Below are 24892 nucleotides of genomic sequence, written 5' to 3'. Positions count from 1 at the left end.
CTCGTGGTTGAAAATCAAAGCGTTGCACGGCTTATTCTTGTTGGCCTTGTGGCTATTATTGTGTGTATTGCCTTGGCCATTTCACTGCAGCCCGTAAGTGAAGAGGCGCAAACAACAGGCGCTAAACTTGCGAAGGTGTGGATGCTTGACAGTGTGCAACGCTATCGACAAGTTTGGCTAACCCATGGTGAGCCAGAACACATCACCATGGATGGGTTTGATCTTAGGATGACGCAGGGAGGCTTAGTCTCCCCGTTTAACTCGCATGGCCAACTGGATTGCGGTTACTGGCTGGCGGTGCACTATCCGCAGCGAAATATCATGGGCAGTGCATTGATCGATATAGATGGTACGATGCAAGCTAAACATAGAATATGCCACTACATCTATAAAAATGGGCAGGAAATTGTTGTTAATATGACGGCAGAGCAGACTGAAATTATCGTCAAATTCTCGACAAAGTGACACAAAAATATTTGACACCAACTATTACATATATAATGAAAAGTCAGTATAATGCGTACAATATCATAGGCCAAAGGTTGTAAAAAAACGTAAGCATATTCATGCTATTACTAATACAGCCCAAACCCATACTGGCTAATCACTATTCCACTGAAACGTTTGATGCGATCACCATGACACACTATATTTTTGTTGGGTTATCGTCTTCTATCGCTTAGCTAAAATACAATGGCCGTGTGCCAAATGAAACCGTGCAGTACGGCTGCATATTTACAATAGAGAGAGTTAATAATGAAAAGACAAGGTGGCTTCACCCTTATCGAATTGGTTGTGGTTATTGTTATTCTAGGCATTCTAGCCGTAACGGCAGCACCACGTTTCCTTAACCTGCAAGATGATGCTCGTGATTCAGCACTTGATGGCTTGAAAGGTGCTATGACTGGTGCGGCTGGCATTACTTACGGTAAAGCAGCAATTGAAGGTCAAGAAGCAGCCGCTGACGGTGCAATTAGCATTGGTTCATCAACTCTAGGTCTTACTTACGGTTACCCGGATGCTACATCTGCAGCTCTTGCACTTGTTGTAGATGGCCTGACTGAAGACTGGCAAGTTAAAAAAGTTGATACGACAGCTCCAGGCACGATCACTTATGGTTTTGATAACTATGAAGAGAAATGTGTTCAATACACAGCTGCTGCTAATGCTAATACCCCAGCTGTCATTAAAGTTGTAGCAAACAAAGATTCGGCTATCACTAATGGCTGTCAAAAATAATACTAATTCAAAGGCCAGCTAGTCTGGCCTTTACCTCTTTATTTTGATGAATCTCGGAATAGTATATATGCGTAAATCATCGGGTCTTAGTGCAATTGAGTTTGTCGTTGTGCTGATTATCTTAGGTGTGATCGGTTATGTGGTATTACCAAGATTTATCAGCTTTGAGCCAGAAACCTACGAAGCCACGTGGCAAGAAACCAAGCAGAAAGCGGAGCATGTTTCTGAGTCGCTGAGCAACAAAGCCACCTACGATCGGATTGAAGAAGAACTAGAACGTTCAAAAGGCGAAGATCGTCAATAAGTTTGCATATGGTCTGCTACTTTTGGTTGGCTAATTAGCGCGATAACTCTATCATTATTCTCATCATTACATCATGTTTTTGTTTTGCTTACAGAAGCCTAAGGTTGGGTTATGAAAATTCGCAGCTCTGCATTAGGATTCACGTTAATGGAGCTGATCCTGGTGATTGTTCTCCTTTCCATTCTCTCTCTGTTTGCCGCCAGCCGATTTATCGGTAAGAGCAGCTTCTCTGCCTACGTCCTTCAAGACCAAGTGATTTCTGTGATTCGCCAGGTGCAGGTTAACCGCATGCAATCGAACATTGATGAAGCAAATTTAGGTGATGATTTTCGTTTGCAAGTTTCTGACGATTGTATTGGCTCAGTGGCAGCATGCGCCTTAAGCGATAGTACTCGAAGTGATCGTGTTGTTGATTCTTCTGCCATCTTCAGTGTCGTCGGAGTAACCAGCCCAATAAGTTTTGATCTGCTGGGTAACCCCAAAGATGCGGTCTCCTCAGGCGTTTCTATATTGATTCAAGACGTTAGTGGTCAAAGCCAATGCCGAGTAGCGATCAACAACCAAGGCTATGTTTCCAAAGGATCGTGCTCATGAACAAGATCCGAGGCATGACCTTAATAGAAATGATCATCGCGATCGTCTTGATGGGGATTGCGATGGTCGCTTTCACCTCTTTTTTAGTCCCACAGTTAAGAGATTCAGCAACGTCTCACTACCAAACCCGTGCCGCAGCACTGAGCCAAAGCTTTATGTCGCAAATCCTTGCGCGTGGCTTTGATGAAAATAGTGATTTGGCTGGTGGCTTGATTCGTTGTGGTGAGAATGGGGTAAGTTGTACTGAGGTTAACAAGTTAGGTGTGGATGAAAAGCCAGATGGCTCTCGGGAAGCAACACCTAGTGACTTTAACGATATAGATGATTATATCGGTTGTTGGAGTACACCAACGACAGTGAGTCAATGCCAAGGGACCAACCGTGGCAATATCTCAGATATTTTGGGCACAAGTAGTGAAGATAAGTACCGAAACTTCCGAGTTGAAGTTGGCGTGACATATGACAATCTGACTGACACACCACCGACAGGAATCACTGAATATAAAAAAGTCACGATTACGATTTTTGCTAGTAACGCTCAACCTCTGACACTAACAGCAATACGAGGTAACTACTGATGAAAATTCGTGGTTTCACCTTAATGGAAATGATCGTAACGATTGTAATCGGCAGCTTCATCATGCTTGGTATTGCGGGTTACGCTCGTTTGGGTATGAAAGGATATTCGGACAGTATAGATAGGCAGAGACTGCAAACTCAGGCTCAGTTTGTGTTAGAGAAAATGTCGCGAGAGATCCGTCATGCGGTACCGAACAGCTTTCACGAACCAGAAACGGGATGCCTGGAGTTTGTGCCGATACAATACTCTGGTTTTTATGCGCTTGCAGAGAATGATATCCAGTTTCTGATTGGTAATGATTCCAGCCTTACCGACATCCCCAATAACAGTCGAATGGTCATCAACCCCACTCGCTATAAAGATTTGTTGTCTTCCTCATCGCAAAGTATTGAGGTCGGTGGTCTTAATAAAAATGGTGATGCATTTACCATCAGTGGCACAGCCAGTTCACTCGGGGCGACTTCTGTTTCCAGCCGTCACTATATTTATCGAGAAGGCTCTGAAATTAGTTATTGTTTTAAGAACGATCAGGTGCTGCGCAATAATGTGATTGTGTCTGAGAATGTGCTAACCGCTGAAAGTAACATGCATTACGTCGAGCCAACGCTACAGCGAGGTGGCATTGTGTATTTAGACTTGGTGTTTGAACAAGATGGAGAGCGCAGTGCTTACCAACAAGACGTGCAGGTGCTGAATGTTCCGTAAAAAACATCAACAAGGAAACGTTTTAATCATCGTGTTGTTTGTCATCATTGTGATGGGGTATTTAGCTGCGTCACTAATGCGTGTGACTTGGTCCAACCAAAGTGGCGTCACCCGCGAATTTTTGGGCATACAAGCTTGGTTTATGGCCCAATCAGCGAATGAATGGGCACTGACCAAGTTATATCCACTCAACGGTTCGAGTGATAGCGTTTCGACACTCTGTACAAATCAGGTGAACGGTAAAATGCCTAATGTCACACAAGGGACAGGATGCACGCTTAACTCAATGAGTTGTGTAGATTTAGGAACTCTGAACGCAGGAACGTCTGCAGCAGAGTCATTATTTAGGGTGCAAGCTACGGCCGTTTGTGGTTCGGGTTTATCACAAGTTGAGCGCCAGCAAGAGGTTTGGGTGAGGGAGTAATAACAAGAATGAAAAAACTGATTTTCTTAGCCTTGATATGGATGATGAGTTCGGTGAGCGTCTTAGCTAAAGAATATGATCTTACGCGGAAATGGAGCTGGGAAGATTTGGAGTGGATCGCTACTAATAGTCCGTGTCCAAATAGTGGTTCTTATACTGACTGGTGGTCTTCTTATAAATGTTCAAGTAATGTTACGTTGAATGATGGCGACAGTATTATTACTGGCGGGCGTACATCACAGTTATATTTGGAAGGTTACTCTGCGTTTAACGGGAATAATACGATTGGTAGTGCTGGTAGGAACCTTTCTCTCAATCTTGGGGGGAAATCTTTCAGTGCCAATGGACTATACGTTTATGGTCACGTTGATAATGGCAGTGATATCAAGCTGGCTGAATCAACGATATTAGGTTCATTGAGAAGTTCTACTGGTGGTGTAGAAATTAGTGACGTTGATGTTGGTTCATATGTCGAGGCTAACAATCAAGTTAAAGTTACAGGTGGTTCCATAGTAGGGCATGTATTGTCTTCTACTGGTGGTGTCGAAATTAGTGACGTTGATGTTGGTTCATATGTCGAGGCTAACAATCAAGTTAAAGTTACAGGTGGTTCCATAGTAGGGCATGTATTGTCTTCTACTGGTGGTGTCGAAATTAGTGACGTTGATGTTGGTTCATATGTCGAGGCTAACAATCAAGTTAAAGTTACAGGTGGTTCCATAGTAGGGCATGTATTGTCTTCTACTGATGGTGTAGAAATTAGTGACGTTGATGTTGGTTCATATGTCGAGGCTAACAATCAAGTTAAAGTTACAGGTGGTTCCATAGTAGGGCATGTATTGTCTTCTACTGGTGGTGTCGAAATTAGTGACGTTGATGTTGGTTCATATGTCGAGGCTATCAATCAAGTTAAAGTTACAGATGGTTCCATAGGAGGGTATGTATTGTCCTCTAATGGTGGTGTAGAAATTACAACATCAGTTGATACCAACAAACTAATAGAGGGTTATATAAGCGCTAAAGGTGCGGTTAAGGTGACCAATTATAAAGTTAATGAGTTTATCTCTGCTGGTGAATATGTAGAGATCAATTCCTCACAAGTATCTGGTAGGGTTTCTAGTCTTAATGGGGCTGGGGCAGTCAATGACTCAAAAATCAAAGGAAGTGTTGACGTAAAAAAACACCTTGCTATAAGCGAAAGCTCTTACGTTTGTGGGGTTGCATCAAGCTCGAATGGTGGTGCAGAAATTAGCAGCTCTTATATAGGTGATAAAGTCTCCACCGAAGGTTACTTAAAGGTAACTAATTCTTCGATCTTCGGTACTGCCAATGTAAATGATGCCGGTATGGAGTTATCATCAGCTGCAATTTTTGCGGATGATAAAGCGATCAGTTTCCCAGACAAAAATTACATAACTATTTCAAATGACTCTACTCTGTGTGGTACTGCGAATTCTTCATATTCCTATAAAGAAAATCTTGTTGCGTATTGTGGACTAAATGATCCAAGCTGTAATGCACAAGAATCGAAAGGGAAATGTCCTGTTGATTTAGTTAGTAGCTCAGAATACAGAGATTTCTACGACTATTGTGGTATGACGCCACCAGGCCCTGACCCAGAGCCTGTTCAATGTGATTTGTTGCAACCTGAAAACTTTGACTCAGACTCTCTCACAAACTGGTCGGTGATGGGCTTTGGTTCCAGTGACGCGCCACATATCTCTGATGGACGTTTCATCTTAAACTCAAATAAACCAGAGCAGGCAACAGCCTCTGCATATAACTATATTTTTCCGTCAGATCAGAACTATTTAGAGATTGAGTTTGATCACAATGCATATGGTGGGAATGGTGCTGACGGTGTTGCGCTGGTGATTTCTGATGCGAGTGTCCCTCCTCAAACCGGGGCATTTGGTGGTCCGCTTGGTTACGGGATGAAGCTTCTAAAGAATCACTACCCTGAAGTCTCCAAAGATGTAGAAGGCTTTGCTGGTGGTTGGCTAGGTATTGGTATTGATGAGTTTGGTAACTACATTCGTGAAGGGAGCGAGAAAATCGTTTCAAATAGTGTTGCTGATAATGTTGGGGTGCGTGGACAGGGCGTCAAAGATGCGAATGGTAAGTGGTTGAAAGGTTATCCGTATATCACTGGCAAAAAATACAGCAGCTCGTTGGATAATCGAAAAGGTAAAGAGAGACTGCATCGTTATAAAGTAGTTTTAAATTCGCGTAACGCCGATACGATAACACTGGCTGTATTTCGAAAAGTCGGAAAAAATGGCGGATGGGATCCTGTTATCGAAGAGTTTAACGTTTTGGAAAAAGGTGGTTTTAACTATATTCCAGAGAACTTCCGTCTGTCGGTAACGGCATCCACAGGTATGCTTACCAATACGCATGATATTGATAACTTCCAAGTCTGTGCGGACAAATATCAAAAAATCACTAACGGTATTCACCACTTTGAGTTTGATCACTCAATTTCCGGTAGTACTTGTCAGGCTTCTGATGTAATGCTTAGAGCGTGTATGAATGAAAGTTGCTCTAAACAGTATCCTAGAGATGCGGATGATAGCACCTCTTCAAAGCCTTTATCTGTAACTTTAAGTACATCTGGCTTTAAAGATATTGCTACTTGGGTTGGTGGTGCAAATATTCTGCTTCGAAATGAGAAAAAACTTGAATTACAGGGCTTAAGTAAAGGAACAGTCACCTTAAAGGTTGAGAGTAGTAAACCAGTGTCACGGTCTGGTTTTGAAGAGGATCGTTGTTACAATAGTGATGGTTCGATTTCGGACTGTACGATCACTTTTGAAACAGATGGACTTGCAGTAAATGTTAACGATGTTGTGGCTAGTCGTGAAACTAAAGGTGAGGATTACCTCTCATTCTGTGCAAATCTTACTAAAAATCAAGGTGAGTCTCGTGATGTCAAAATGTCTATTGATTACGACTTCGCACCTGTAGACGACTCTCAACCAGTTTCGATCACTTACAAGAAAAAGGTTGGAGATAATGATCCAGAGTGGAGTTCTTCTGCTATTGATGTGACTACGACTGAGCAAGATTTACCAAGTATGTTTTTTGACGACGAAGGTAAAGCGTATTTCAAACTGAAATACGAAGAAGTTGGGCAAGTGACGTTAAAAGCTAATGTGGCTGGATCTGTTGGTGACGATAGTTTCGTTAGCTTCCCGGCTTACCTTGAAGTGACTGCAAAGAGTGGTAACAAAAGTGGAGACTGCACCAACAGTGATGATGGCTGTTCAGTAGGATTTGTTGCTGCCGGTGAAGAGTTTGATATGACCATTACCGCTTATCAAGATGATGGTTCTGTAGCGAAAAACTACCAAGAAGAGACGATTGCAATCAGCAACAAGGTTAAGTACCCATCAACTGGAGCATCAGCCCAACTTTTGAATGATGAGTTACCTGATTCGAGTCATTGGTCTAGTGGTCGTGTTGAATTCAAGCAGTCAGTATCTGAAGTGGGAGCTTTCGAATTTAAGGCGCTAGCACCGATTGCAACGGACGCGAATGGCGGTGATTTAGGTACATCTGTGTACCTTGGTAGCAGCGCGTTTAAGATCCAAGATGGTAACCTGACGGTTGGCCGTTTTTATCCTGATTATTTTAAAGTAACGGGTACTGAATGGCTCTACCCTGATAATCAAAATAATTCAGTGTACATGGGACAGAATTTTAAGTCTGTTAACTTTGAAGTAACAGCATATAACGCGGTAGGCGGGGCAACTCAAAACTATGGCGATTTTTCGGAACAATTGAAAGCAAACTTGCACTTGGCGGGGAGTTACTCAGATAGACTTAGCATTTCAGATTCCGATTTGACGATTGACAACTGGTCGGGAGCTGTATGGAGTAAAACTTGGGATAACTCAGTTTATTGGCGTAAAGATTTGTCTTTGCCGAGACCCGATGGTCCATTTAATTCAAAAGTACCGTCAGACAAAGATAGCTCCACCGAAACGTTTATTTCGCTTTCATTAAATAATGATGGAACGAAAATATCTGGTTATGTTGACCCTACTATGTTCTTAGATGAACAGGCCAATGGCACTGAAGATAGAGTGGTTTCGCAACAGCTACTATCGCAACCTGATGTCAGGTTTGGTCGCATAGCTCTGGATGACGTGGGAGTGAGTCAGGGTAAATCAGTCAATATCCCCCTTAGAGTGGAGTATTGGATAGATAACCGATTCGTTTTAAACAGTAAGGATAATGGGACAACTGTATCCCCAACTCTTGAAAGACAAGAGCCAGTTTGGCCTGATGATGGCTCCGACTGTGACATTTTACTTGAAGGAGTCAGAACGACGGTTAACGATGGTGCCATGCGTGCACTTATTGCTAAGCAAGAACGCTCGGACTGTGGACGCCAACAAACACGTGTGTGGTTAGATTTAGACAATGCAGAGAATGCACTTCCTTGGCTCAAATACGATTGGGACAATGATGGTTCGGAAGAAAACCCATCTTCTGTGGTTACCTTTGGTATTCATCGTGGTAACGATCGGGTGATTTATCGCGGTGAGCCGGGACTTACTGGGCAGTAACTGTCGTCGGTTTTTGGGCTTAAGTTAAGAAACTGCAAGAAATTGGGGCTTTCCGCCCATGTTTATGTACCAATAGCTTGCTGTGACCGCGAGGCGTTGGTACATTTAGGACAATTTTTGTCTTCTATATTTTTGCAGGATGAACGAAGAATATGTTTAAAAAACTTCGTGGCATGTTTTCTAATGACCTATCTATCGATTTGGGTACTGCCAACACACTAATTTACGTAAAAGGGCAAGGCATTGTCCTTGATGAACCTTCTGTAGTTGCTATTCGTCAAGATCGTGTAGGTTCTGCAAAAAGCGTTGCTGCCGTCGGTCACGCAGCAAAGCAAATGCTTGGTCGTACACCGGGGAATATCTCTGCGATTCGTCCGATGAAAGACGGCGTGATTGCTGACTTTTACGTCACCGAAAAAATGCTTCAGCACTTTATTAAGCAAGTGCACGATAACAGCATCTTAAAACCAAGCCCTCGTGTATTGGTTTGCGTACCTTGTGGTTCAACGCAAGTTGAGCGCCGCGCGATTCGTGAATCGGCACTGGGTGCTGGCGCACGTGAAGTGTATCTGATTGATGAGCCGATGGCGGCGGCAATCGGTGCAGGTCTGCGCGTTTCAGAGCCTACCGGTTCAATGGTGGTCGATATCGGTGGTGGTACGACGGAAGTGGCGGTTATCTCACTAAACGGCGTGGTTTACTCATCGTCTGTCCGCATTGGTGGTGACCGTTTTGATGAAGCGGTCATTAATTATGTGCGTCGTAACTACGGCAGCTTGATCGGTGAAGCGACGGCTGAAAAAATCAAACACGAAATCGGCTCTGCTTACCCAGGTGACGAGGTGATGGAAATTGAAGTTCGTGGTCGTAACCTTGCCGAAGGCGTGCCGCGCAGCTTTAGTTTAAACTCCAATGAAATCCTAGAAGCGTTGCAAGAACCGCTATCAGGCATCGTATCTGCGGTTATGGTTGCGCTTGAGCAGTGTCCGCCAGAGCTTGCTTCAGACATTTCTGAAAACGGCATGGTACTGACAGGCGGTGGTGCACTACTGAAAGATCTTGATCGTCTATTGATGGAAGAAACGGGCATCCCGGTTGTCATCGCTGAAGATCCGCTGACTTGTGTGGCTCGTGGTGGTGGTAAAGCACTCGAGATGATCGACATGCACGGTGGCGATCTCTTCTCTGAAGAATAAACGTTGCGTAAGGTGAGGCTCAAGTTGAGCTTCACCTTCATTTCTGCTCTCTCTGTAATTTCAAATTATGCTCCATATCTGAATCTGCTCTCTGGACAGATGGCAGGTTGCCAAGTAAGGGTAACAATCATGGAAGCAATCAGGTCAAAAACAAGATGAATCCGATTTTTGGCAGAGGCCCATCTCTGCAATTACGTCTGTTTTTTGCTGTCATTGTATCAGCGAGCTTGATGCTGGCTGATAGTCGTCTAGATACGTTTTCCAACGTCCGATATCTTTTAAACAGTATGGTTGCGCCGATTCAGTACGCAGCTAACTTACCCCGCAGCTTGTTTGATGACGCCTTTGAGCGTTTTAATACTCATCAAACTTTAGTTGAGGGAAATCGTAATTTAAAGCGAGAAGTCCTGCGCTTAAAAAGCGAAATGATCTTGCTCGATCAATACAAAGAAGAAAACCAACGCTTACGTAAGCTCTTGGGGTCATCTTTTGTCCGTGACGAGAAAAAAGTCGTGACGGAAGTCATGGCAGTGGATACGTCGCCGTATCGTCACCAAGTTGTCATCGATAAAGGCAAAATCGATGGTGTGTATGTGGGGCAGCCAGTGATTAACGAGAAAGGTATCGTGGGTCAAGTCACCTTCGTGGCCGCTCATAATGCTCGTGTGCTGCTGCTTACCGACGCTAAAAATGCCATTCCCGTTCAGGTTATCCGTAATGATATCCGCGTTATTGCTTCTGGAAATGGTGAAATGGATGAAATCCAGCTCGAGTACATCCCAACCAGCACTGATATTGTTGTCGGTGATCTACTGGTGACATCAGGGCTTGGTGGTATCTACCCAGAAGGCTATCCGGTGGCGAATGTCACGTCAGTTGAGCACGACACTCACCAGGAGTTTGCCGCCATCAAAGCAGAGCCTGTGGTGGAGTTTGAGCGTTTACGATACTTGTTGTTAATTTGGCCGAATGAAGATCGCCAACAAAAAGTACAACAGTCTAATTCTGAAGAAGGAATAGAGGTGCAACAGGAACAAGAGGTAGCGGATGGCCAGTAGTGTATTGCGCAGCAGAATGGTAATCGCCGTGACATTCTTTGTCGCGCTGGTATTGCAAACCATTCCGTGGCCAGGTGTTTTAGAGTTGTTTCGTCCGTCTTGGCTGTTCTTGGTAACGTGTTACTGGGTGTTGGCGCTACCGAATCGAGTTAATGTTGGCTCGGCGTTAATTCTGGGCTTGATATGGGATATTCTGATTGGCTCGACGCTGGGGATCCGCGGAATGATGATGTCGATTGTGATTTATCTCGTTGCGTTGAACTTTTTGTTAATTCGTAATATGGCCTTGTGGCAACAGGCGATTTTAATTGCCTTTTTTACCGTGTTATTGGAGCTTTTGATATTCTGTGGGGAATATTTGAACCAAGACGTAGTATTTAATCCATTATCCCTGTGGACGGCGGCAATAAACTGTATACTTTGGCCATGGATGTTTTTACTGATGCGACGAATACGTCGCGCATGGCACGTCAGGTAAGCGGATGAATCAAAACTTACCGCTCGTTCTGGCCTCGGGTTCACCGAGAAGAAAAGAGTTGCTGACCCAGCTTGGCTATCGTTTTGATATTGTTTTACCCGATATTGAAGAAGCCAAGCAAGATCATGAGCGCGCGCAAGATTATGTGTTGCGCCTTTCTTTGGAAAAAGCTCAGGCAGGCTTAGCAATGGCTAAGCCTGATTCCGTTGTATTGGGCTCTGACACAGTCGTTGTTTGCGATGAACAGGTGCTAGAAAAGCCACTCTGTTTTGAAGATTCCAAGCGCATGTTGACCAAGTTATCTAGTCGTCGCCATCAAGTGATGACCGCGGTCAGTGTTGTGTCATCGCAGAAGCAGCGCTCAATTGTGGTGACTACCGACGTCTGGTTCAAGCAACTGACTCTCGAGGAAATCGAGCAATACTGGCATTCAGGAGAGCCATGCGATAAAGCTGGAAGTTATGGTATTCAAGGACTCGGAGGGCGTTTCGTCACCCGAATCGAAGGCAGTTATCACGCCGTTGTAGGCTTACCTTTGTTCGAAACCGATCAGCTAATTCAAGAATTCTTATAATTTGTTTTGAGGTGCGCACATGAGTGCAGAGTTGCTGTTAAACGTGACCCCGAGTGAAACTCGTGTGGCCATGATTGAAGGTGGAGTACTACAAGAAGTCCATATAGAACGTGAGTCCCGTCGTGGGATTGTAGGTAACATATACAAAGGTAAAGTGAGTCGTGTGCTACCCGGCATGCAAGCGGCTTTTGTTGACATCGGTTTGGACAAAGCGGCATTCCTGCATGCGTCTGATATTGTTCCGCATACCGAGTGTGTTGCGGAAAACGAGAAGCAGCAATTTCAGGTACGTGATATTTCTGAACTGGTTCGCCAGGGGCAAGACATTGTTGTTCAAGTCGTTAAAGACCCGCTGGGTACAAAAGGCGCACGCTTAACGACCGATATTACCCTTCCTTCTCGATACTTAGTTTTTATGCCTGGCGCAAGCCATGTCGGCGTTTCTCAACGTATCGAGAGTGAATGCGAACGCGATCGACTAAAAAAAGTCGTCAATCAATACTGTGACGAAAATGGTGGCTTTATCATTCGTACTGCCGCAGAAGGGGCGGATGAGAAAGAACTGGCTCAAGACGCTGCGTTTCTGAAGCGTTTGTGGATAAAAATCATGGAGCGTCGCAGTAAGTATAAAACGCGCTCTACGCTGTATGGTGAGCTGGGGCTTGCACAGCGTATTCTGCGTGATTTTGTTGGTACTGAGTTGGATAAAATTATGGTCGACTCGCGCCTCGTGTTCGATACTTTGCATGAGTTTACTTCTGAATTTGTTCCTGAATTGACGGACAAACTTGAGCTTTATGAAGGCGACAAACCGATCTTTGATATGTACGACACGGAGAACGAAATTCAACGTTCTTTGGAGCGTAAGGTCGAACTCAAGTCTGGTGGTTATCTGATTATCGACCAAACCGAAGCGATGACGACGATCGACATTAACACGGGAGCGTTTGTTGGCCGTCGTAATTTAGAAGAGACGATCTTTAATACCAACGTGGAAGCGACACAAGCGATTGCTCGCCAGCTTCGCTTACGTAATTTAGGTGGGATTATCATTATCGACTTTATCGATATGTCGTCTGAAGAACATCGTAAGCGAGTACTCACGTCACTAGAAGGTGCGTTGTCAAAAGATCGAGTGAAAACCAACATCAACGGCTTCACCCAGTTGGGCTTAGTTGAGATGACTCGTAAGCGTACTCGAGAGAGCATTGAGCATATTCTTTGTTCTAGCTGTCCTACCTGTGAAGGACGAGGCACAGTGAAAACGGTCGAAACGGTGTGCTTTGAGATTCTGCGTGAGATCACTCGAGTGAACCGCGCCTACGATGCCGATAACTTCGTCGTTTATGCATCACCGTTTGTCGCGGCTGCATTGTTAGACGATGAGTCGCATGCGATGGCGGAACTCGAAGTCTTTATTGGTAAGCAAGTGCGTATTCAGGCTGAGCCCCTATATATTCAGGAGCAGTTTGACGTTGTGATGATGTAAGTGGAACATTTGTGATTTCAGGTTTTAACCGTTTTTGGCGTTGTTGTGCGTGGAGCTTAGCGATTGTATTGGTGGTTGTCGCCATCATGGTCACGACTTTACGCATCACATTGCCACAACTTGACCACTTCCAAGATGAAATCAAAACTTGGGTTAAACAAGACACAGGTTTTGATTTTTCTATTACCAGCGTTGCTGGAGCATGGCGTAACAGTCATCCATCCATAGATTTAACAGGGTTAGAGGCAAACTTACCCAACAACCAGGACGTGCGATTTGCGGTCGAAAAGCTGCAAATTGAATTTGATTTAATCCAGTCTATTCTCCAGTTCAAACCGGTCGTCGCGGACCTCACAATCCACAATCTAGCACTGGATATGCGTTCTTTGGATCTGATGCCGACGTCCAGTAGTGAAGAACATGCCCCTCGAGCAGAAAGCAATGAAGTTGAACTGATTGACCAGTTGGACTCATTGTTCCTACGCCAGTTTGAAGACTTCACGATTAGCAACTCACGTATCTGGTATAAATCGGTATCCGGTGAAACTCGTCGACTCGACATCGAGCAACTGCGTTGGAGTAATCAAGGTCAACGACATTTAGCGCAAGGCACAGTCAGTATTGCCGATGCTAGCCTCAACTCATTGTTAGTAAGCGCTGACTTTATTGACCACGGCTCTCTGCGAGATGTATCAGGAGAATTTTATGTCAGTGCTCAAGACGTCTCTGTTGCCCCTTGGCTTACCGCTGATATCAAAAGAGAGTCGGGGATTGAATCAGGGAAAGTGAGCGTAAACACCTGGCTAAACCTGGAACACAGCCGGCCAGATGAGGCTTATGTACAGCTTCAGCCTTCTGAACTCGTGTGGAATGAAGAGGGCCGTCATACACTGTTTATTGAGTCGGGCATTTTGAAGTTACAACCAGATAATCAAGGCTGGAAAGTAAATGGTCACTCACTGACTGTTCGTACTGATAATCAGCTCTGGCCTGAACTGGATGTTGCCTTAGATTGGCAAGACTCTGGATGGCGGTTGAACCTTTCTCAGCTAGATATCGCAGCGTTAATTCCCTTAATCAAATTGGCTCCGGAGTCCGAAAACACGACGGAGTTGCTTACTAAGCTTGAACCGCAAGGTCGAATCGAAGACATGCGCTTGTCGATGAACGGTGAGTGGGAATCTCTACGTTATTCAGCGGAATTGACTGAATTGGGATTAACGCAATGGCAACTTTTGCCCGGCTTCCAACATGTTCAAGGGCGCGTTTCTGGCAATATCCACCAAGCGAAAGCCAAAGTAACAGTCATTGACGAGATTCTTCCTTACGGTGATGTCTTTCAAGCGCCATTGAACATCAAGCAAGGTGAAGTCGATATTGTCTGGCAGCAAGACGAACTCGGCTGGCGTTTGTGGGCTGATAAAGTGACGGTTGCAACGCCTGATCTACAAGTGTTAGGTGCATTTCGTTTAGATTTTCCTAAAAACCAAAGCCCATTCTTGTCCTTTTATGCCGAAGCGGATCTCTACAACGCAGGCGAAACGTGGCGATATTTGCCGACACTGGCGTTAGGGCAAGACCTGACCGACTATCTTTCTGCTGCAATTCAAGGCGGTAAAGTCAATACCGCGAAATTGCTTTGGTATGGCGCATTAAATGACTTTCCTTACCAACAAAACAACGGCATGTTCCAAGCATGGGTGGGATTAAAAGACGCTAAATTTAGCTTTGAAACCTCTTGGCCAACCATTACTGATCTACAGCTTGATCTCCTATTTGAAAATGACGCCATGTACTTGGACTCTAAATCCGCCATTCTCAATGGCGTAAAAGCGGAGCGCATAACGGGACGAATTCCTCAACTGGCAGAAGATGGACACATCGAAATTGAAGCCAAAGCCAGCGCGCCAGGTAATGAAGTGCGTGATTATATGATGTCGACTCCGTTAGTTGACTCTGTTGGCGCCGCATTGACTGCGCTTCAGGTCAGTGGTCCAGTGTATTCTGAGTTCCAGCTTACTATCCCATTCGACTCAGACAAAACATCGCGAGCATGGGGATATGCGGACTTAAACGATAACCGTGTTGATATTGAAGCTCCGCCGATGACGTTGGAAAAAGCCACGGGGCGGATTACGTTTGATAACGATGTGGTGGCAACATCTGGGCTTGCCGCAGAATTGTTAGGCCAACCCATTTCGCTCGACTTTCGTGGGGAAAGTGCCGAACAAGGCTACAACGTGACCATTGATACGTTAGGCGATTGGGACGTAGAGCCACTCAAACCTTATGTTGGCGAACGTTGGTTAGGGCTATTATCCGGACATGCGCCGTGGCAGATGGACATTGATCTGCAACTTAATGATGTGGGCTTTACCTACCAAGTCGACGTTTTAGCTCAGTTAAATCGCGTTGAGAGTCAGTATCCTTACCCGTTAGATAAAAAAGTGGGTGAAGCAGGACAAGCGAAGTTGCAGGCTTCAGGAAACCAGGAGAGTATCTCCGCGCAACTCCAAATCCCCAATGCTAAATATCAAGCTGAAATCGATATCTCTGGAGATATTCCTGTATTAAGTGCTACTCATTTGGTGGTGGGGTCGGGAGGATTCAAAATGAGTCCTATCGTTGGTCATGATGCATCGATTCGACTTGATGAATTTGATATTGGGCGCTGGATTGACTTGATCAAAGTGCCGCCAAGTGATGACAAGTCATCAGCACTTGCAGGAATGAAAGTACCAAGCGTCCCACTGCCTACTAAGGTTGACGTGGGGGCACAAACGCTCAAACTCGGAAATATCGAGTTTCATGATGTTGATGTGAAAGTGAATAAAAAAGCGCGTAGCTGGCAAGTTGACATCAATAGCCAGGAGGCGAAGGGTAAGGCCACCTATGCTCAGCCAGATCGCTTATCGATCTCACTGGACAATCTGCATCTTTATCTTCCAGACTTAGAACAAGCCCCAGACCAGCGTAGCTCACTGTTCATTCGTGATGATCAAAGTGCACCATTGATCACCGACTTTGATCGTCAGCTTCACGCACAGATGCCAAACTTAATACTCAATATCGACGATTTTTGGTTGCAAGGTTACAAAGTGGGTAAGGTCAACGTTGATCTGCAGCGGCAAGATAACCGACTGGTATGGGATGACGTTACCTTCAGCAGCGGAAAAAACCGTATTAATATGAGCGGATGGTGGGCGTTGACAAAAGAACGCAGTCATTCTGCAGTCAGCATAAAAATGAGCGGTGAGAACAACACTGACTTGATGGAGCGTTTTGGTGTTACATCAGGTATTCAGCAGGCACCATTTGAAATTAACACCAGCGCAGAGTGGGATGGTGCACCTTGGTCTATGAAAACTCACACACTTCAAGGTGAGCTCTCCACTGAGTTTGGCAAAGGCGTCGTCAGTCAAGTGAGTGGTGCTGCTCGATTGTTAGGTTTGTTCAGCTTGGACTCGATCATTCGTAAAATGCAGCTCGATTTTACCGACGTATTTGACAAAGGTATGGCCTTTAACTCGATTAAGGGAACGGGCAAGATTCAAGATGGCGTATTCATTACCAATGACATCGTTATGGATGCGTTAGCTGGGGAAATGCGTTTACGTGGTATCGCCAATATTAATACGCGACTCGTGGATGCTGAGGTGCGATTCACACCAGATATTACCTCTGGGTTGCCCATGTTGACAGCATTCGCGGTTGCTCCGCAAGCCGCATTGTATGTGCTAGCGATTTCGACGGTGATTTCTCCTGTGGTTGAGGTCTTTACGCAAGTTAACTATGAAGTGAAAGGCCCATTAGATGCCCCAACGGTCAAAGAAATTTCACGAAGCAAAGGCGAGTATAAGTTGCCAGAAAAGCTGCGTGAACAGGCGAAATAATTCACTCTATCAGCGACAACAGAATAAAGGAGAAACACATGGAGCGTGTTGGCATTATTCAAATGACATCGGGTCCGGATGTTGAAACGAACCTGGAGTTTATCGATAAACAGTGTGCCCAAGCTGCGCAGCAAGGCGTGAAGCTAGTTTTGACCCCTGAAAACTCGGTGCTGTTTGCCGACCGTGACGCGTATCATCACTATGCAGAGCCGTTAGGGAGTGGCGCGATTCAGCAGCGTTTAGCCAAGATTGCCAAACAGTATCAAATCACGCTGATTGTCGGTAGCATGCCGATCCAAACCGCGCGAGGCGTGACGACAACGACGTTGGTGTTATCCCCCCATGGTAAGTGCATTGCCCACTATGAAAAACTGCATATGTTTGACGTTGAGGTTGCTGATGGACATGGTAGCTACCGAGAGTCTGATACGTTTACGCCAGGGAATCAAATGGTGGTGACCGAAACCGATATCGGCAGTGTGGGATTGAGTATTTGCTATGACCTGCGTTTTCCTGAATTATACAAACAACTGCGTTTGGAGGGGGCGACCATCATTGTAGTACCCGCCGCGTTTACTGCTGTTACTGGTGAAGCACACTGGGAAGTCCTGCTGCGTGCCCGTGCAATTGAAACCCAGTGTTGGGTGCTGGCCAGTAATCAAACTGGCACTCATCCTTGTGGTCGCAAAACCTGGGGACATTCGATGGTGATTGACCCATGGGGACGAATCCACAGCCAGTTGGCAGACCAAACGGGTTTGTTGGTTGCTGATATAGATTTGTCACAATGCCAGCAAGTAAGGCAGAATATGCCGCTGACTCAACACAGTCGCTTTCACAACGAAATGAGACGGAAATAAAAGAGCTAACTATGAGCACAAACCAAATAGAACAGGCACTCCTTGCCCCCAATGGTCTGACAGAACAAGATATTGCTGACACTCTTGCCAGCATCGCGACACGCCAGATCGATTATGCGGACATTTACTTTCAGTCCAGCTGGCACGAGTCTCTGGTTCTAGAAGACAGCATCATCAAAGATGGCTCTTTTAACATTGATTGTGGTGTTGGTGTACGTGCGATAACTGGTGAGAAAACAGGTTTCGCTTACTCTGATCAAATCCAGCCGGAAGGCCTGAAGCAGAGTGCAATGGCTGCGCGTGGTATTGCTCAAAAAGGGCAAAGTGGCAAAGTTCAAGCGTTTAAGCGCACCGACAACCAAGCTTACTACGCTGATGTTAACCCGTTAGCAGAGTGGGAAAAGCAGCAAAAAACCGAATTACTTAAGTCTCTTGATGCGTATATTCGTACCAAAGAGCCACTTGTCAAAGAAGTCTCGATCAGTATCAGCGGCGTATATGAACAAATGCTAGTTGCAGCAACCGATGGTACCTATGCGGGTGATGTTCGTCCTCTGGTGCGTTTGTCTATTAGTGTGCTTGCACAAAAAGGCGAACGTCGTGAGCGCGGTAGCGCTGGTGGCGGTGGCCGCTTTGGCTACGACTTTTTCTTGTCTGAAACGGAAGGTGTGAAGCAAGCGTTTCATTACGCTGATGAAGCGATTCGTATGGCGTTAGTGAACTTACAAGCCGAAGCTGCTCCTGCGGGTATGATGCCCGTGGTGCTAGGTTCAGGCTGGCCTGGTGTGTTGCTGCATGAGGCTGTTGGTCATGGCCTGGAGGGGGACTTCAATCGTAAGGAGTCATCTGTTTTTTCTGGCAAAATGGGTCAACAAGTTACGTCTTCACTATGTACGATCGTCGATGATGGTACATTAAAAGATCTTCGTGGCTCACTTAACGTGGACGACGAAGGTGTGAACGGTCAATACAACACGCTTATCGAAAATGGTGTGCTGAAAGGGTACATGCAAGATAAGCTGAACGCGCGTTTAATGGGCGTTAACCCAACCGGTAACGGTCGTCGTGAATCTTACGCACACTTGCCGATGCCGCGTATGACCAATACCTACATGCTTCCGGGTGAGCATACGCCAGAAGAGATCATTTCTACGGTTGAAAAGGGGTTGTATGCGCCAAACTTCGGTGGTGGTCAGGTGGATATCACTTCAGGCAAGTTTGTGTTTTCGGCTTCAGAAGCTTACTTGATTGAAAATGGCAAAATCACCCGCCCAGTCAAAGGTGCAACACTGATAGGCTCGGGTATTGAAGCGATGCAGCAAGTCTCTATGGTCGGCAATGACCTCAGCATTGATAAAGGCGTCGGAGTGTGTGGCAAAGCAGGGCAAAGTGTCCCTGTTGGCGTAGGCCAGCCAACGTTGAAGCTAGACTCGTTGACGGTAGGTGGAACGGAATAGGAATATAGGACCTAGGGATGTTAGGTTCTAGGTAAAAGAAAGGCCCTAGGTCCTAGATGAGGTTGTTGAAACTGCTGTGTTTAATGGTGAGTTTGACGCTTGTTGTTTTGGGTTACGGAGCGCTTCGTGTCCAGATTACGGAAGAGCTTGACACTGAATGTCAGTGACCGAAAATATTCCGTATTCCGTATTCCGTATTCCGTATTCCGTATTCCGTATTCCGTATTCCGTATTCCGTATTCCGTATTCCGTATTCCGTATTCCGTATTCCGTATTCCGTATTCCGTATTCCGTATTCCGTATTCCGTATTCCGTATTCCGTATTCCGTATTCCGTATTCCGTATTCCGTATTCCGTATTCCGTATTCCGTATTCCGTATTCCGTATTCCGTATTCCGTATTCCGTATTCCGTATTCCGTATTCCGTAAGCGAAGCGTTCCATGTATTCCTAGGACCTAGGACCTAGGACCTAGGACCCTATAACCTTCTTTTCACCTAGGATCCTAGCCCCTTTTCTTGTTACATATTCTCTTCCGCAAACTCTGCTAAGCGACTGCGTACTACGCCGTTGAGGTGAATGTTCGAACTGCCTTCAAAGTTTTTAAAGCGTTCAACCATGTAGGTCAAACCTGATGTCACCGGAGTGAGGTAGTGGGAATCAATCTGAGCCAAGTTACCGGAACAGACAATTTTAGTCCCTTCACCACAACGGGTAATGATAGTTTTTATCTGTGATGCCGTTAAGTTCTGGCATTCATCAAGCAAGACAAACGCATTTTGAATTGAACGGCCTCGCATGAAGTTTATTGATTTAAACTGAATATTCGCCTTATCACAGATGTATTTCATTGAACCTTCGGTACAGTGATCATGCTTATGCAGCGCTTCTAATGTGTCAGTCACGGCTGCCAACCATGGCATCATTTTTTCCTCTTCGGAACCGGGTAAGAAGCCTATCGATTCACCAATATCAGGCGTGTTACGCGTGACGATGATTTTGTCGAACATCTTTTTCTCAATGGTTTGTTCAAGAGCGGCTGCCATAGCGAGTAGGGTCTTACCACTACCGGCAGCTCCTGTCAGAATGACTAAGTCAATCTCAGGATCAAGTAACGAGTCTAATGCCATCGCTTGATAAATATTCTTTGGCGTGATGTCCCAAGCACGGCGATGCATCATGCGCTCGCGGCTGAGGTCCAGCAGGGTCAGTTTGTCTTCGTTGATGGTTTCCACCCGGCCGGCAAAGTCGCTATCTTCATCAATAATATATTGGTTAATAAAAGTCGGGTCGAAAGGCTCTCGGCTAAGCTTATGATAAGTTTTTCCACCCAAGGAGTAACTTTCTACCTCTTCAATACCACTCCAAAATTCGCCTTCTCGTTGTTGGAAGCCTTTGGTCAGGTATTGAATGTCATCAATAAGTTGATCGGTGCGGTAGTCTTCTACAAAGCGTACACCTGCCCCTTTGGCGCGCAGACGCATGTTGATGTCTTTAGTGATAAGCACAACTTCACGTGGCGCCCGTTTGTTTTGCAGATAAAGCACCGCATTGAGAATGCGATTGTCACCGGCTTTGTCGGCGAAAGCTTTGACGGTTTCCTGCAATTCAAAATCCGCCAAAATAGAGATAGTGCCTTGGTTAGGGTTTTCTTTGTTGACGGGAATGCCTTCCGAAATTTCATCCGGAGTTGCGTCTCTGAATAAATCTTCCAAAGCTCGAATGGCAACACGTGCATCGCGCGCAACGTCCCGCTTGCTATCTTTGATTCTATCGAGTTCTTCCAGTACGGTCATCGGGATGACGACATCATGTTCTTGAAAAGAGTAAATTGCGAAGGGTTCGTGAAGTAGGATATTGGTGTCGAGTACAAACAGTTTCCGATCCGTATCGCCCATAGCGTCTCCTTGCCAACAAATATGGCTTTGCTTACGAGTGGTTAAGTCGCAAAAAATAGAAGAAACGACCTAACTCTAATTGCTTGCAATAGAGGTTTTCGAGCTACTGTACCGTTTGTCGCTTAGTGCGCAACTGAGTAGCAAGACAACGTATGCAAACCCGGGTTGATCCTAAACGTGTACCAATGCGTTTAAATTACATGCGATGGGATATGCAATGATTTTAAGCGCTCCTAACTAAGTATACGTAATAATTTCTTGGTGCAGCTTAATAATTGTCATGTGTTTTTTACAATTTGATTGCATTCCTAGTTTCGTAAAAAAAGTTTGTGCATAGAGCGGTTTGGACGTGACCTAAATCACAGCTTCAAGTAAGATTAGCGACCTTTTTCTGTGCGCAAGCTATGGCCGTTTTATCATACTGAATTGGCTAAACTAGGTTCTGTATTCAACGTACGGTAAGTTCAATCGATATAGCAGAAGCCAGAATCGGATCTAAACTATTATCCATGCCTTGAAAGGGGCGTGTGAAGACCAACAAAACACGAATCAAGAAATAACAACGAGGTAGTCATTCATGACATTTGCTTTGGGGCAGCGCTGGATTAGCGATACGGAAAGCGATTTAGGTTTAGGTACCGTAGTAGCAATGGATGCTCGTACCGTGACATTAATGTTCGCAGCATCAGAAGAAAACCGAGTTTACGCACGAACTGATGCACCCGTTACCCGAGTCACCTTTAATGTCGGTGATGTTATCGATTGCCAAGAAGGTTGGTCACTAAAAGTAGAAGAAGTGCTGGAAGACGAGGGGTTATACACCTACTTCGGTACGCGCGAAGACACTCAAGAAACTGCGGTTGTCTTACGTGAAATTTTCCTCAGCAACCAAATCCGTTTCAATAAGCCTCAAGATAAATTGTACGCGGGTCAAATTGATCGCATGGATAACTTTGTTCTGCGTTACCGAGCGTTAACCAATCAATTTGAGCAGCACAAAAGTCCAATGCGTGGTCTGTGTGGTATGCGTGCGGGTCTTATCCCTCACCAGCTTTTTATTGCTCATGAAGTCGGTCGTCGTCACGCGCCGCGTGTTCTGCTTGCGGATGAAGTAGGCCTCGGTAAAACCATCGAAGCGGGGATGATCATTCACCAGCAGGTCCTGTCTGGTCGTGCTGAGCGTATTCTAATTGTGGTACCGGAAACCCTTCAGCACCAATGGCTTGTTGAGATGATGCGCCGTTTCAATTTGCATTTCTCTATCTTCGACGAAGAGCGTTGTATCGAAGCATTTGCCGATGCGGAAAACCCATTCGATACCCAACAATATGTGCTGTGTTCGCTCGACTTCCTGCGTAAAAGCCGTAAGCGTTTTGAGCAAGCGCTTGACGGTGAGTGGGACCTGTTGGTCGTTGACGAGGCGCATCACCTAGAGTGGAGCCAAGACAAACCAAGTCGGGAATATCAAGTGGTGGAAGGCTTAGCTGAGCGTACGCCTGGTGTGCTACTGCTAACAGCCACACCAGAACAATTGGGTCGTGAAAGTCATTTCGCCCGCCTGCGTCTTCTGGATCCAGATCGTTTTTACGATTACGCAGCCTTTGTTGAGGAAGAGGAGCAATACGCCCCAGTTGCCGACGCGATTACCTCTCTCTTCTCTGAAGGGAAGTTGCCGAATGAGGCAAAAAATCAGATCACTGAGTTGTTGTCTGAACAAGATGTGGAACCGCTTTTCCGGATCATTGAAAGCAACACAGATGAAGAGTCCAAAGCGGCTGCACGTCAGGAACTGATCGACAACCTGATGGACCGTCACGGTACGGGACGCGTTCTTTTCCGTAACACGCGCGCAGCTGTCAAAGGCTTTCCGAAGCGAAACGTGCATTTGATGCCAATGGACATTCCACCACAATACACGACCTCTATGCGTGTTGCCGGGATGATCGGTGGCAAGATTAGCCCTGAAGCTCGTGCAATGAAGAACCTTTACCCAGAAGAAGTCTTCCAAGAGTTCGAAGGGGATGAGTCAAGCTGGTGGCAGTTCGACTCTCGAGTGAACTGGTTGTTAGACAAAGTAAAAGAAAAACGCAGCGAAAAGATTCTGGTGATCGCATCACGTGCGAGTACCGCTTTACAGCTAGAGCAAGCGTTACGTGAGCGTGAAGGCATCCGCGCTACGGTTTTTCATGAAGGCATGTCTATTCTTGAGCGTGACAAAGCAGCGGCGTATTTTGCTCAGGAAGAAGGCGGAGCACAGGTGCTTATCTGTAGTGAAATAGGCTCAGAAGGTCGTAACTTCCAGTTTGCGAACCAGCTTGTCATGTTCGATTTGCCTTTTAATCCAGACTTGCTTGAGCAACGTATTGGTCGCTTGGATCGTATTGGTCAAAACCGCGACATCGACATCCATGTTCCTTACCTAAAAGGAACATCACAAGCGATTCTCGCGCGTTGGTTTGATGAAGGTTTGAATGCTTTTGCGGAAACCTGTCCAACAGGCCGAGCCGTTTACGATGAGTATTCGGAAGCTCTGATTGAAATGCTGGCCTCGGGGGATGCGACTCCGCTTGAGGACATTATTGAAGCGTCCGCCAAAATGAATAAAGAGCTTAAATCGCAATTGGAGCACGGCCGTGATCGTCTGCTCGAAATGCACTCCAATGGTGGAGAAAAAGCGCAGAAAATCGTTGAGAAAATTGAGTCTACCGATGGTGATACCAACTTGGTGACATTCGCGTTGTCCCTGTTTGATACCATCGGTTTGAACCAAGACGACAAAGGTGAAAATGCGCTTGTTGTAACTCCGTCAGAGCACATGATGGTACCAAGCTATCCAGGTCTGCCATATGAAGGGGCGACGATCACTTTTGATCGTGAAACTGCGTTATCGCGTGAAGATATGCACTTTATTAGTTGGGAGCACCCGATGATTCAAGGAGGGATTGATCTCCTGATGAGTGAAGGTGTTGGGGCATCTGCCGTTTCTTTATTAAAAAATAAAGCGTTGCCAGTGGGGACGATTCTAGTTGAACTTATTTATGCGGTTGATGCACAAGCACCAAAACGCAGCGGTATTGCTCGCTTCTTGCCGAAGACACCTATCCGCCTGATGATGGATGCGCGTGGCAATGATTTGTCTGCGCAAGTTGAATTTGAAAGCTTCAACCGTCAGCTAAGTCCCGTCAATCGTCACCTAGGAAGCAAGTTAGTCACCTCCGTGCAAAAAGATGTGCATCGCTTGATTGAAGCGGGGGATGAACTGATTGAGCAAAAAGTCGAAGAGGTGCGTAAACAAGCACATCACGATATGCAGCAAAGTCTGAATGCGGAGTTGGAGCGTTTACAAGCTCTGAAAGCGGTCAACCCGAACATACGAGATGAAGAGCTTGAAGCGATAGAAGAGCAAATAAAAGCATTGACGGGTTACATCAACCAAGCTCAGGTTCAACTGGATTCTCTGCGTTTGATTGTGGTCAGCCATAACTAAACTTGAATTCATTGGCACAAACCAAGCAAAAGGCCTTCATTTTGAAGGCCTTTTTTCTACGCTTTTTTATTGGTTGATGTGGT

The 24892-nt window shown here is 45.6% G+C and carries 19 protein-coding genes; 18 read left to right on the top strand and 1 reads right to left on the bottom strand.

The features are described from left to right. Positions 1-3: 3 nt before the first annotated feature. From ONE56_RS11735 to ONE56_RS11655, 17 genes are all read left to right on the top strand, one after another. A complete protein-coding gene (locus ONE56_RS11735; protein ID WP_423839910.1) occupies positions 4-465 on the top strand; it encodes an MSHA biogenesis protein MshF in 462 nt (153 codons plus the stop codon). Positions 466-756: 291 nt separating this feature from the next. Further along, positions 757-1239, top strand: coding sequence for a type II secretion system protein (locus ONE56_RS11730; protein WP_258692357.1), 483 nt, complete (start codon positions 757-759; stop codon positions 1237-1239). A 67-nt stretch (positions 1240-1306) separates the two neighbouring features. After that, a complete protein-coding gene (locus ONE56_RS11725) occupies positions 1307-1543 on the top strand; it encodes a pilus assembly FimT family protein (protein WP_423839909.1) in 237 nt (78 codons plus the stop codon). Positions 1544-1654: 111 nt separating this feature from the next. Then, positions 1655-2137 carry a type II secretion system protein gene (locus tag ONE56_RS11720; RefSeq protein WP_423839908.1) on the top strand — a complete coding sequence of 161 codons (483 nt, stop codon included), beginning with the start codon at positions 1655-1657 and terminating at the stop codon, positions 2135-2137. Further along, positions 2134-2715, top strand: coding sequence for a type IV pilus modification PilV family protein (locus tag ONE56_RS11715; RefSeq protein WP_423839907.1), 582 nt, complete (start codon positions 2134-2136; stop codon positions 2713-2715). The genes ONE56_RS11720 and ONE56_RS11715 overlap by 4 nt, the downstream gene beginning before the upstream one ends. Continuing rightward, positions 2715-3422: a PilW family protein gene (locus ONE56_RS11710; protein WP_423839906.1), complete on the top strand. Its 708-nt coding sequence runs from the start codon at positions 2715-2717 to the stop codon at positions 3420-3422. The genes ONE56_RS11715 and ONE56_RS11710 overlap by 1 nt, the downstream gene beginning before the upstream one ends. Then, positions 3412-3846, top strand: coding sequence for an MSHA biogenesis protein MshP (locus ONE56_RS11705; protein WP_423839905.1), 435 nt, complete (start codon positions 3412-3414; stop codon positions 3844-3846). Before ONE56_RS11710 ends, ONE56_RS11705 begins: the two co-directional genes overlap by 11 nt. Before the next feature lie 8 nt (positions 3847-3854). Next, the gene (locus tag ONE56_RS11700; protein ID WP_423839904.1) at positions 3855-8420 is read left to right on the top strand and encodes a DUF6701 domain-containing protein; all 4566 of its coding nucleotides are present in this window, start codon (positions 3855-3857) and stop codon (positions 8418-8420) included. Positions 8421-8572: 152 nt separating this feature from the next. After that, the gene (locus tag ONE56_RS11695) at positions 8573-9616 is read left to right on the top strand and encodes a rod shape-determining protein (RefSeq protein WP_041157208.1); all 1044 of its coding nucleotides are present in this window, start codon (positions 8573-8575) and stop codon (positions 9614-9616) included. Positions 9617-9771: 155 nt separating this feature from the next. Next, on the top strand, positions 9772-10674 hold the full coding sequence (gene mreC, locus ONE56_RS11690) for a rod shape-determining protein MreC (protein WP_041157209.1): 903 nt from the start codon (positions 9772-9774) through the stop codon (positions 10672-10674). Beyond that, the gene (mreD, locus tag ONE56_RS11685) at positions 10664-11152 is read left to right on the top strand and encodes a rod shape-determining protein MreD (protein ID WP_041157210.1); all 489 of its coding nucleotides are present in this window, start codon (positions 10664-10666) and stop codon (positions 11150-11152) included. The genes mreC and mreD overlap by 11 nt, the downstream gene beginning before the upstream one ends. Positions 11153-11156: 4 nt before the next feature. After that, positions 11157-11726: a Maf family protein gene (locus tag ONE56_RS11680; protein ID WP_423839903.1), complete on the top strand. Its 570-nt coding sequence runs from the start codon at positions 11157-11159 to the stop codon at positions 11724-11726. A gap of 19 nt (positions 11727-11745) precedes the next feature. Beyond that, entirely contained in the window at positions 11746-13215 is a 1470-nt protein-coding gene (gene rng, locus ONE56_RS11675) for a ribonuclease G (RefSeq protein WP_041157211.1), read from the top strand. A gap of 11 nt (positions 13216-13226) precedes the next feature. Continuing rightward, entirely contained in the window at positions 13227-17108 is a 3882-nt protein-coding gene (locus ONE56_RS11670; protein WP_423839902.1) for a YhdP family protein, read from the top strand. A gap of 38 nt (positions 17109-17146) precedes the next feature. Further along, on the top strand, positions 17147-17968 hold the full coding sequence (locus tag ONE56_RS11665) for a carbon-nitrogen hydrolase family protein (protein WP_331439105.1): 822 nt from the start codon (positions 17147-17149) through the stop codon (positions 17966-17968). An 11-nt stretch (positions 17969-17979) separates the two neighbouring features. After that, entirely contained in the window at positions 17980-19425 is a 1446-nt protein-coding gene (gene tldD, locus ONE56_RS11660) for a metalloprotease TldD (protein ID WP_331439106.1), read from the top strand. A 126-nt stretch (positions 19426-19551) separates the two neighbouring features. Beyond that, positions 19552-19854 (top strand): hypothetical protein, encoded by a 303-nt coding sequence (locus tag ONE56_RS11655; RefSeq protein ID WP_423839901.1) that lies wholly within the window; start codon positions 19552-19554, stop codon positions 19852-19854. Between the two features lie 91 nt (positions 19855-19945). Here the strand turns inward: ONE56_RS11655 and ONE56_RS11650 are convergent, their stop codons facing one another. Next, positions 19946-21322: a PhoH family protein gene (locus ONE56_RS11650; protein WP_041156693.1), complete on the bottom strand. Its 1377-nt coding sequence runs from the start codon at positions 21320-21322 to the stop codon at positions 19946-19948. Between the two features lie 577 nt (positions 21323-21899). Between ONE56_RS11650 and rapA the strand changes: the two genes are divergently transcribed. Continuing rightward, positions 21900-24809: an RNA polymerase-associated protein RapA gene (rapA, locus tag ONE56_RS11645; RefSeq protein WP_423839900.1), complete on the top strand. Its 2910-nt coding sequence runs from the start codon at positions 21900-21902 to the stop codon at positions 24807-24809. Positions 24810-24892: the final 83 nt, after the last annotated feature.

Source organism: Vibrio mytili, from assembly GCF_049563345.1.
Lineage (GTDB): Bacteria > Pseudomonadota > Gammaproteobacteria > Enterobacterales > Vibrionaceae > Vibrio > Vibrio mytili.
This window is presented reverse-complemented; position numbering and strand designations above follow the sequence as displayed.

What these genes read in the sequence shown, in the direction of transcription:
- ONE56_RS11705 (WP_423839905.1), top strand. Translation starts at nt 3,412, where the DNA reads ATGTTCCGTAAAAAACATCAACAAGGAAACGTTTTAATCATCGTGTTG.
- ONE56_RS11650 (WP_041156693.1), bottom strand. Translation starts at nt 21,322, where the DNA reads ATGGGCGATACGGATCGGAAACTGTTTGTACTCGACACCAATATCCTA.
- tldD (WP_331439106.1), top strand. Translation starts at nt 17,980, where the DNA reads ATGAGCACAAACCAAATAGAACAGGCACTCCTTGCCCCCAATGGTCTG.
- ONE56_RS11665 (WP_331439105.1), top strand. Translation starts at nt 17,147, where the DNA reads ATGGAGCGTGTTGGCATTATTCAAATGACATCGGGTCCGGATGTTGAA.
- ONE56_RS11695 (WP_041157208.1), top strand. Translation starts at nt 8,573, where the DNA reads ATGTTTAAAAAACTTCGTGGCATGTTTTCTAATGACCTATCTATCGAT.
- ONE56_RS11720 (WP_423839908.1), top strand. Translation starts at nt 1,655, where the DNA reads ATGAAAATTCGCAGCTCTGCATTAGGATTCACGTTAATGGAGCTGATC.
- ONE56_RS11710 (WP_423839906.1), top strand. Translation starts at nt 2,715, where the DNA reads ATGAAAATTCGTGGTTTCACCTTAATGGAAATGATCGTAACGATTGTA.
- ONE56_RS11730 (WP_258692357.1), top strand. Translation starts at nt 757, where the DNA reads ATGAAAAGACAAGGTGGCTTCACCCTTATCGAATTGGTTGTGGTTATT.
- rng (WP_041157211.1), top strand. Translation starts at nt 11,746, where the DNA reads ATGAGTGCAGAGTTGCTGTTAAACGTGACCCCGAGTGAAACTCGTGTG.
- ONE56_RS11680 (WP_423839903.1), top strand. Translation starts at nt 11,157, where the DNA reads ATGAATCAAAACTTACCGCTCGTTCTGGCCTCGGGTTCACCGAGAAGA.
- ONE56_RS11725 (WP_423839909.1), top strand. Translation starts at nt 1,307, where the DNA reads ATGCGTAAATCATCGGGTCTTAGTGCAATTGAGTTTGTCGTTGTGCTG.
- mreC (WP_041157209.1), top strand. Translation starts at nt 9,772, where the DNA reads ATGAATCCGATTTTTGGCAGAGGCCCATCTCTGCAATTACGTCTGTTT.
- rapA (WP_423839900.1), top strand. Translation starts at nt 21,900, where the DNA reads ATGACATTTGCTTTGGGGCAGCGCTGGATTAGCGATACGGAAAGCGAT.
- mreD (WP_041157210.1), top strand. Translation starts at nt 10,664, where the DNA reads ATGGCCAGTAGTGTATTGCGCAGCAGAATGGTAATCGCCGTGACATTC.
- ONE56_RS11700 (WP_423839904.1), top strand. Translation starts at nt 3,855, where the DNA reads ATGAAAAAACTGATTTTCTTAGCCTTGATATGGATGATGAGTTCGGTG.
- ONE56_RS11715 (WP_423839907.1), top strand. Translation starts at nt 2,134, where the DNA reads ATGAACAAGATCCGAGGCATGACCTTAATAGAAATGATCATCGCGATC.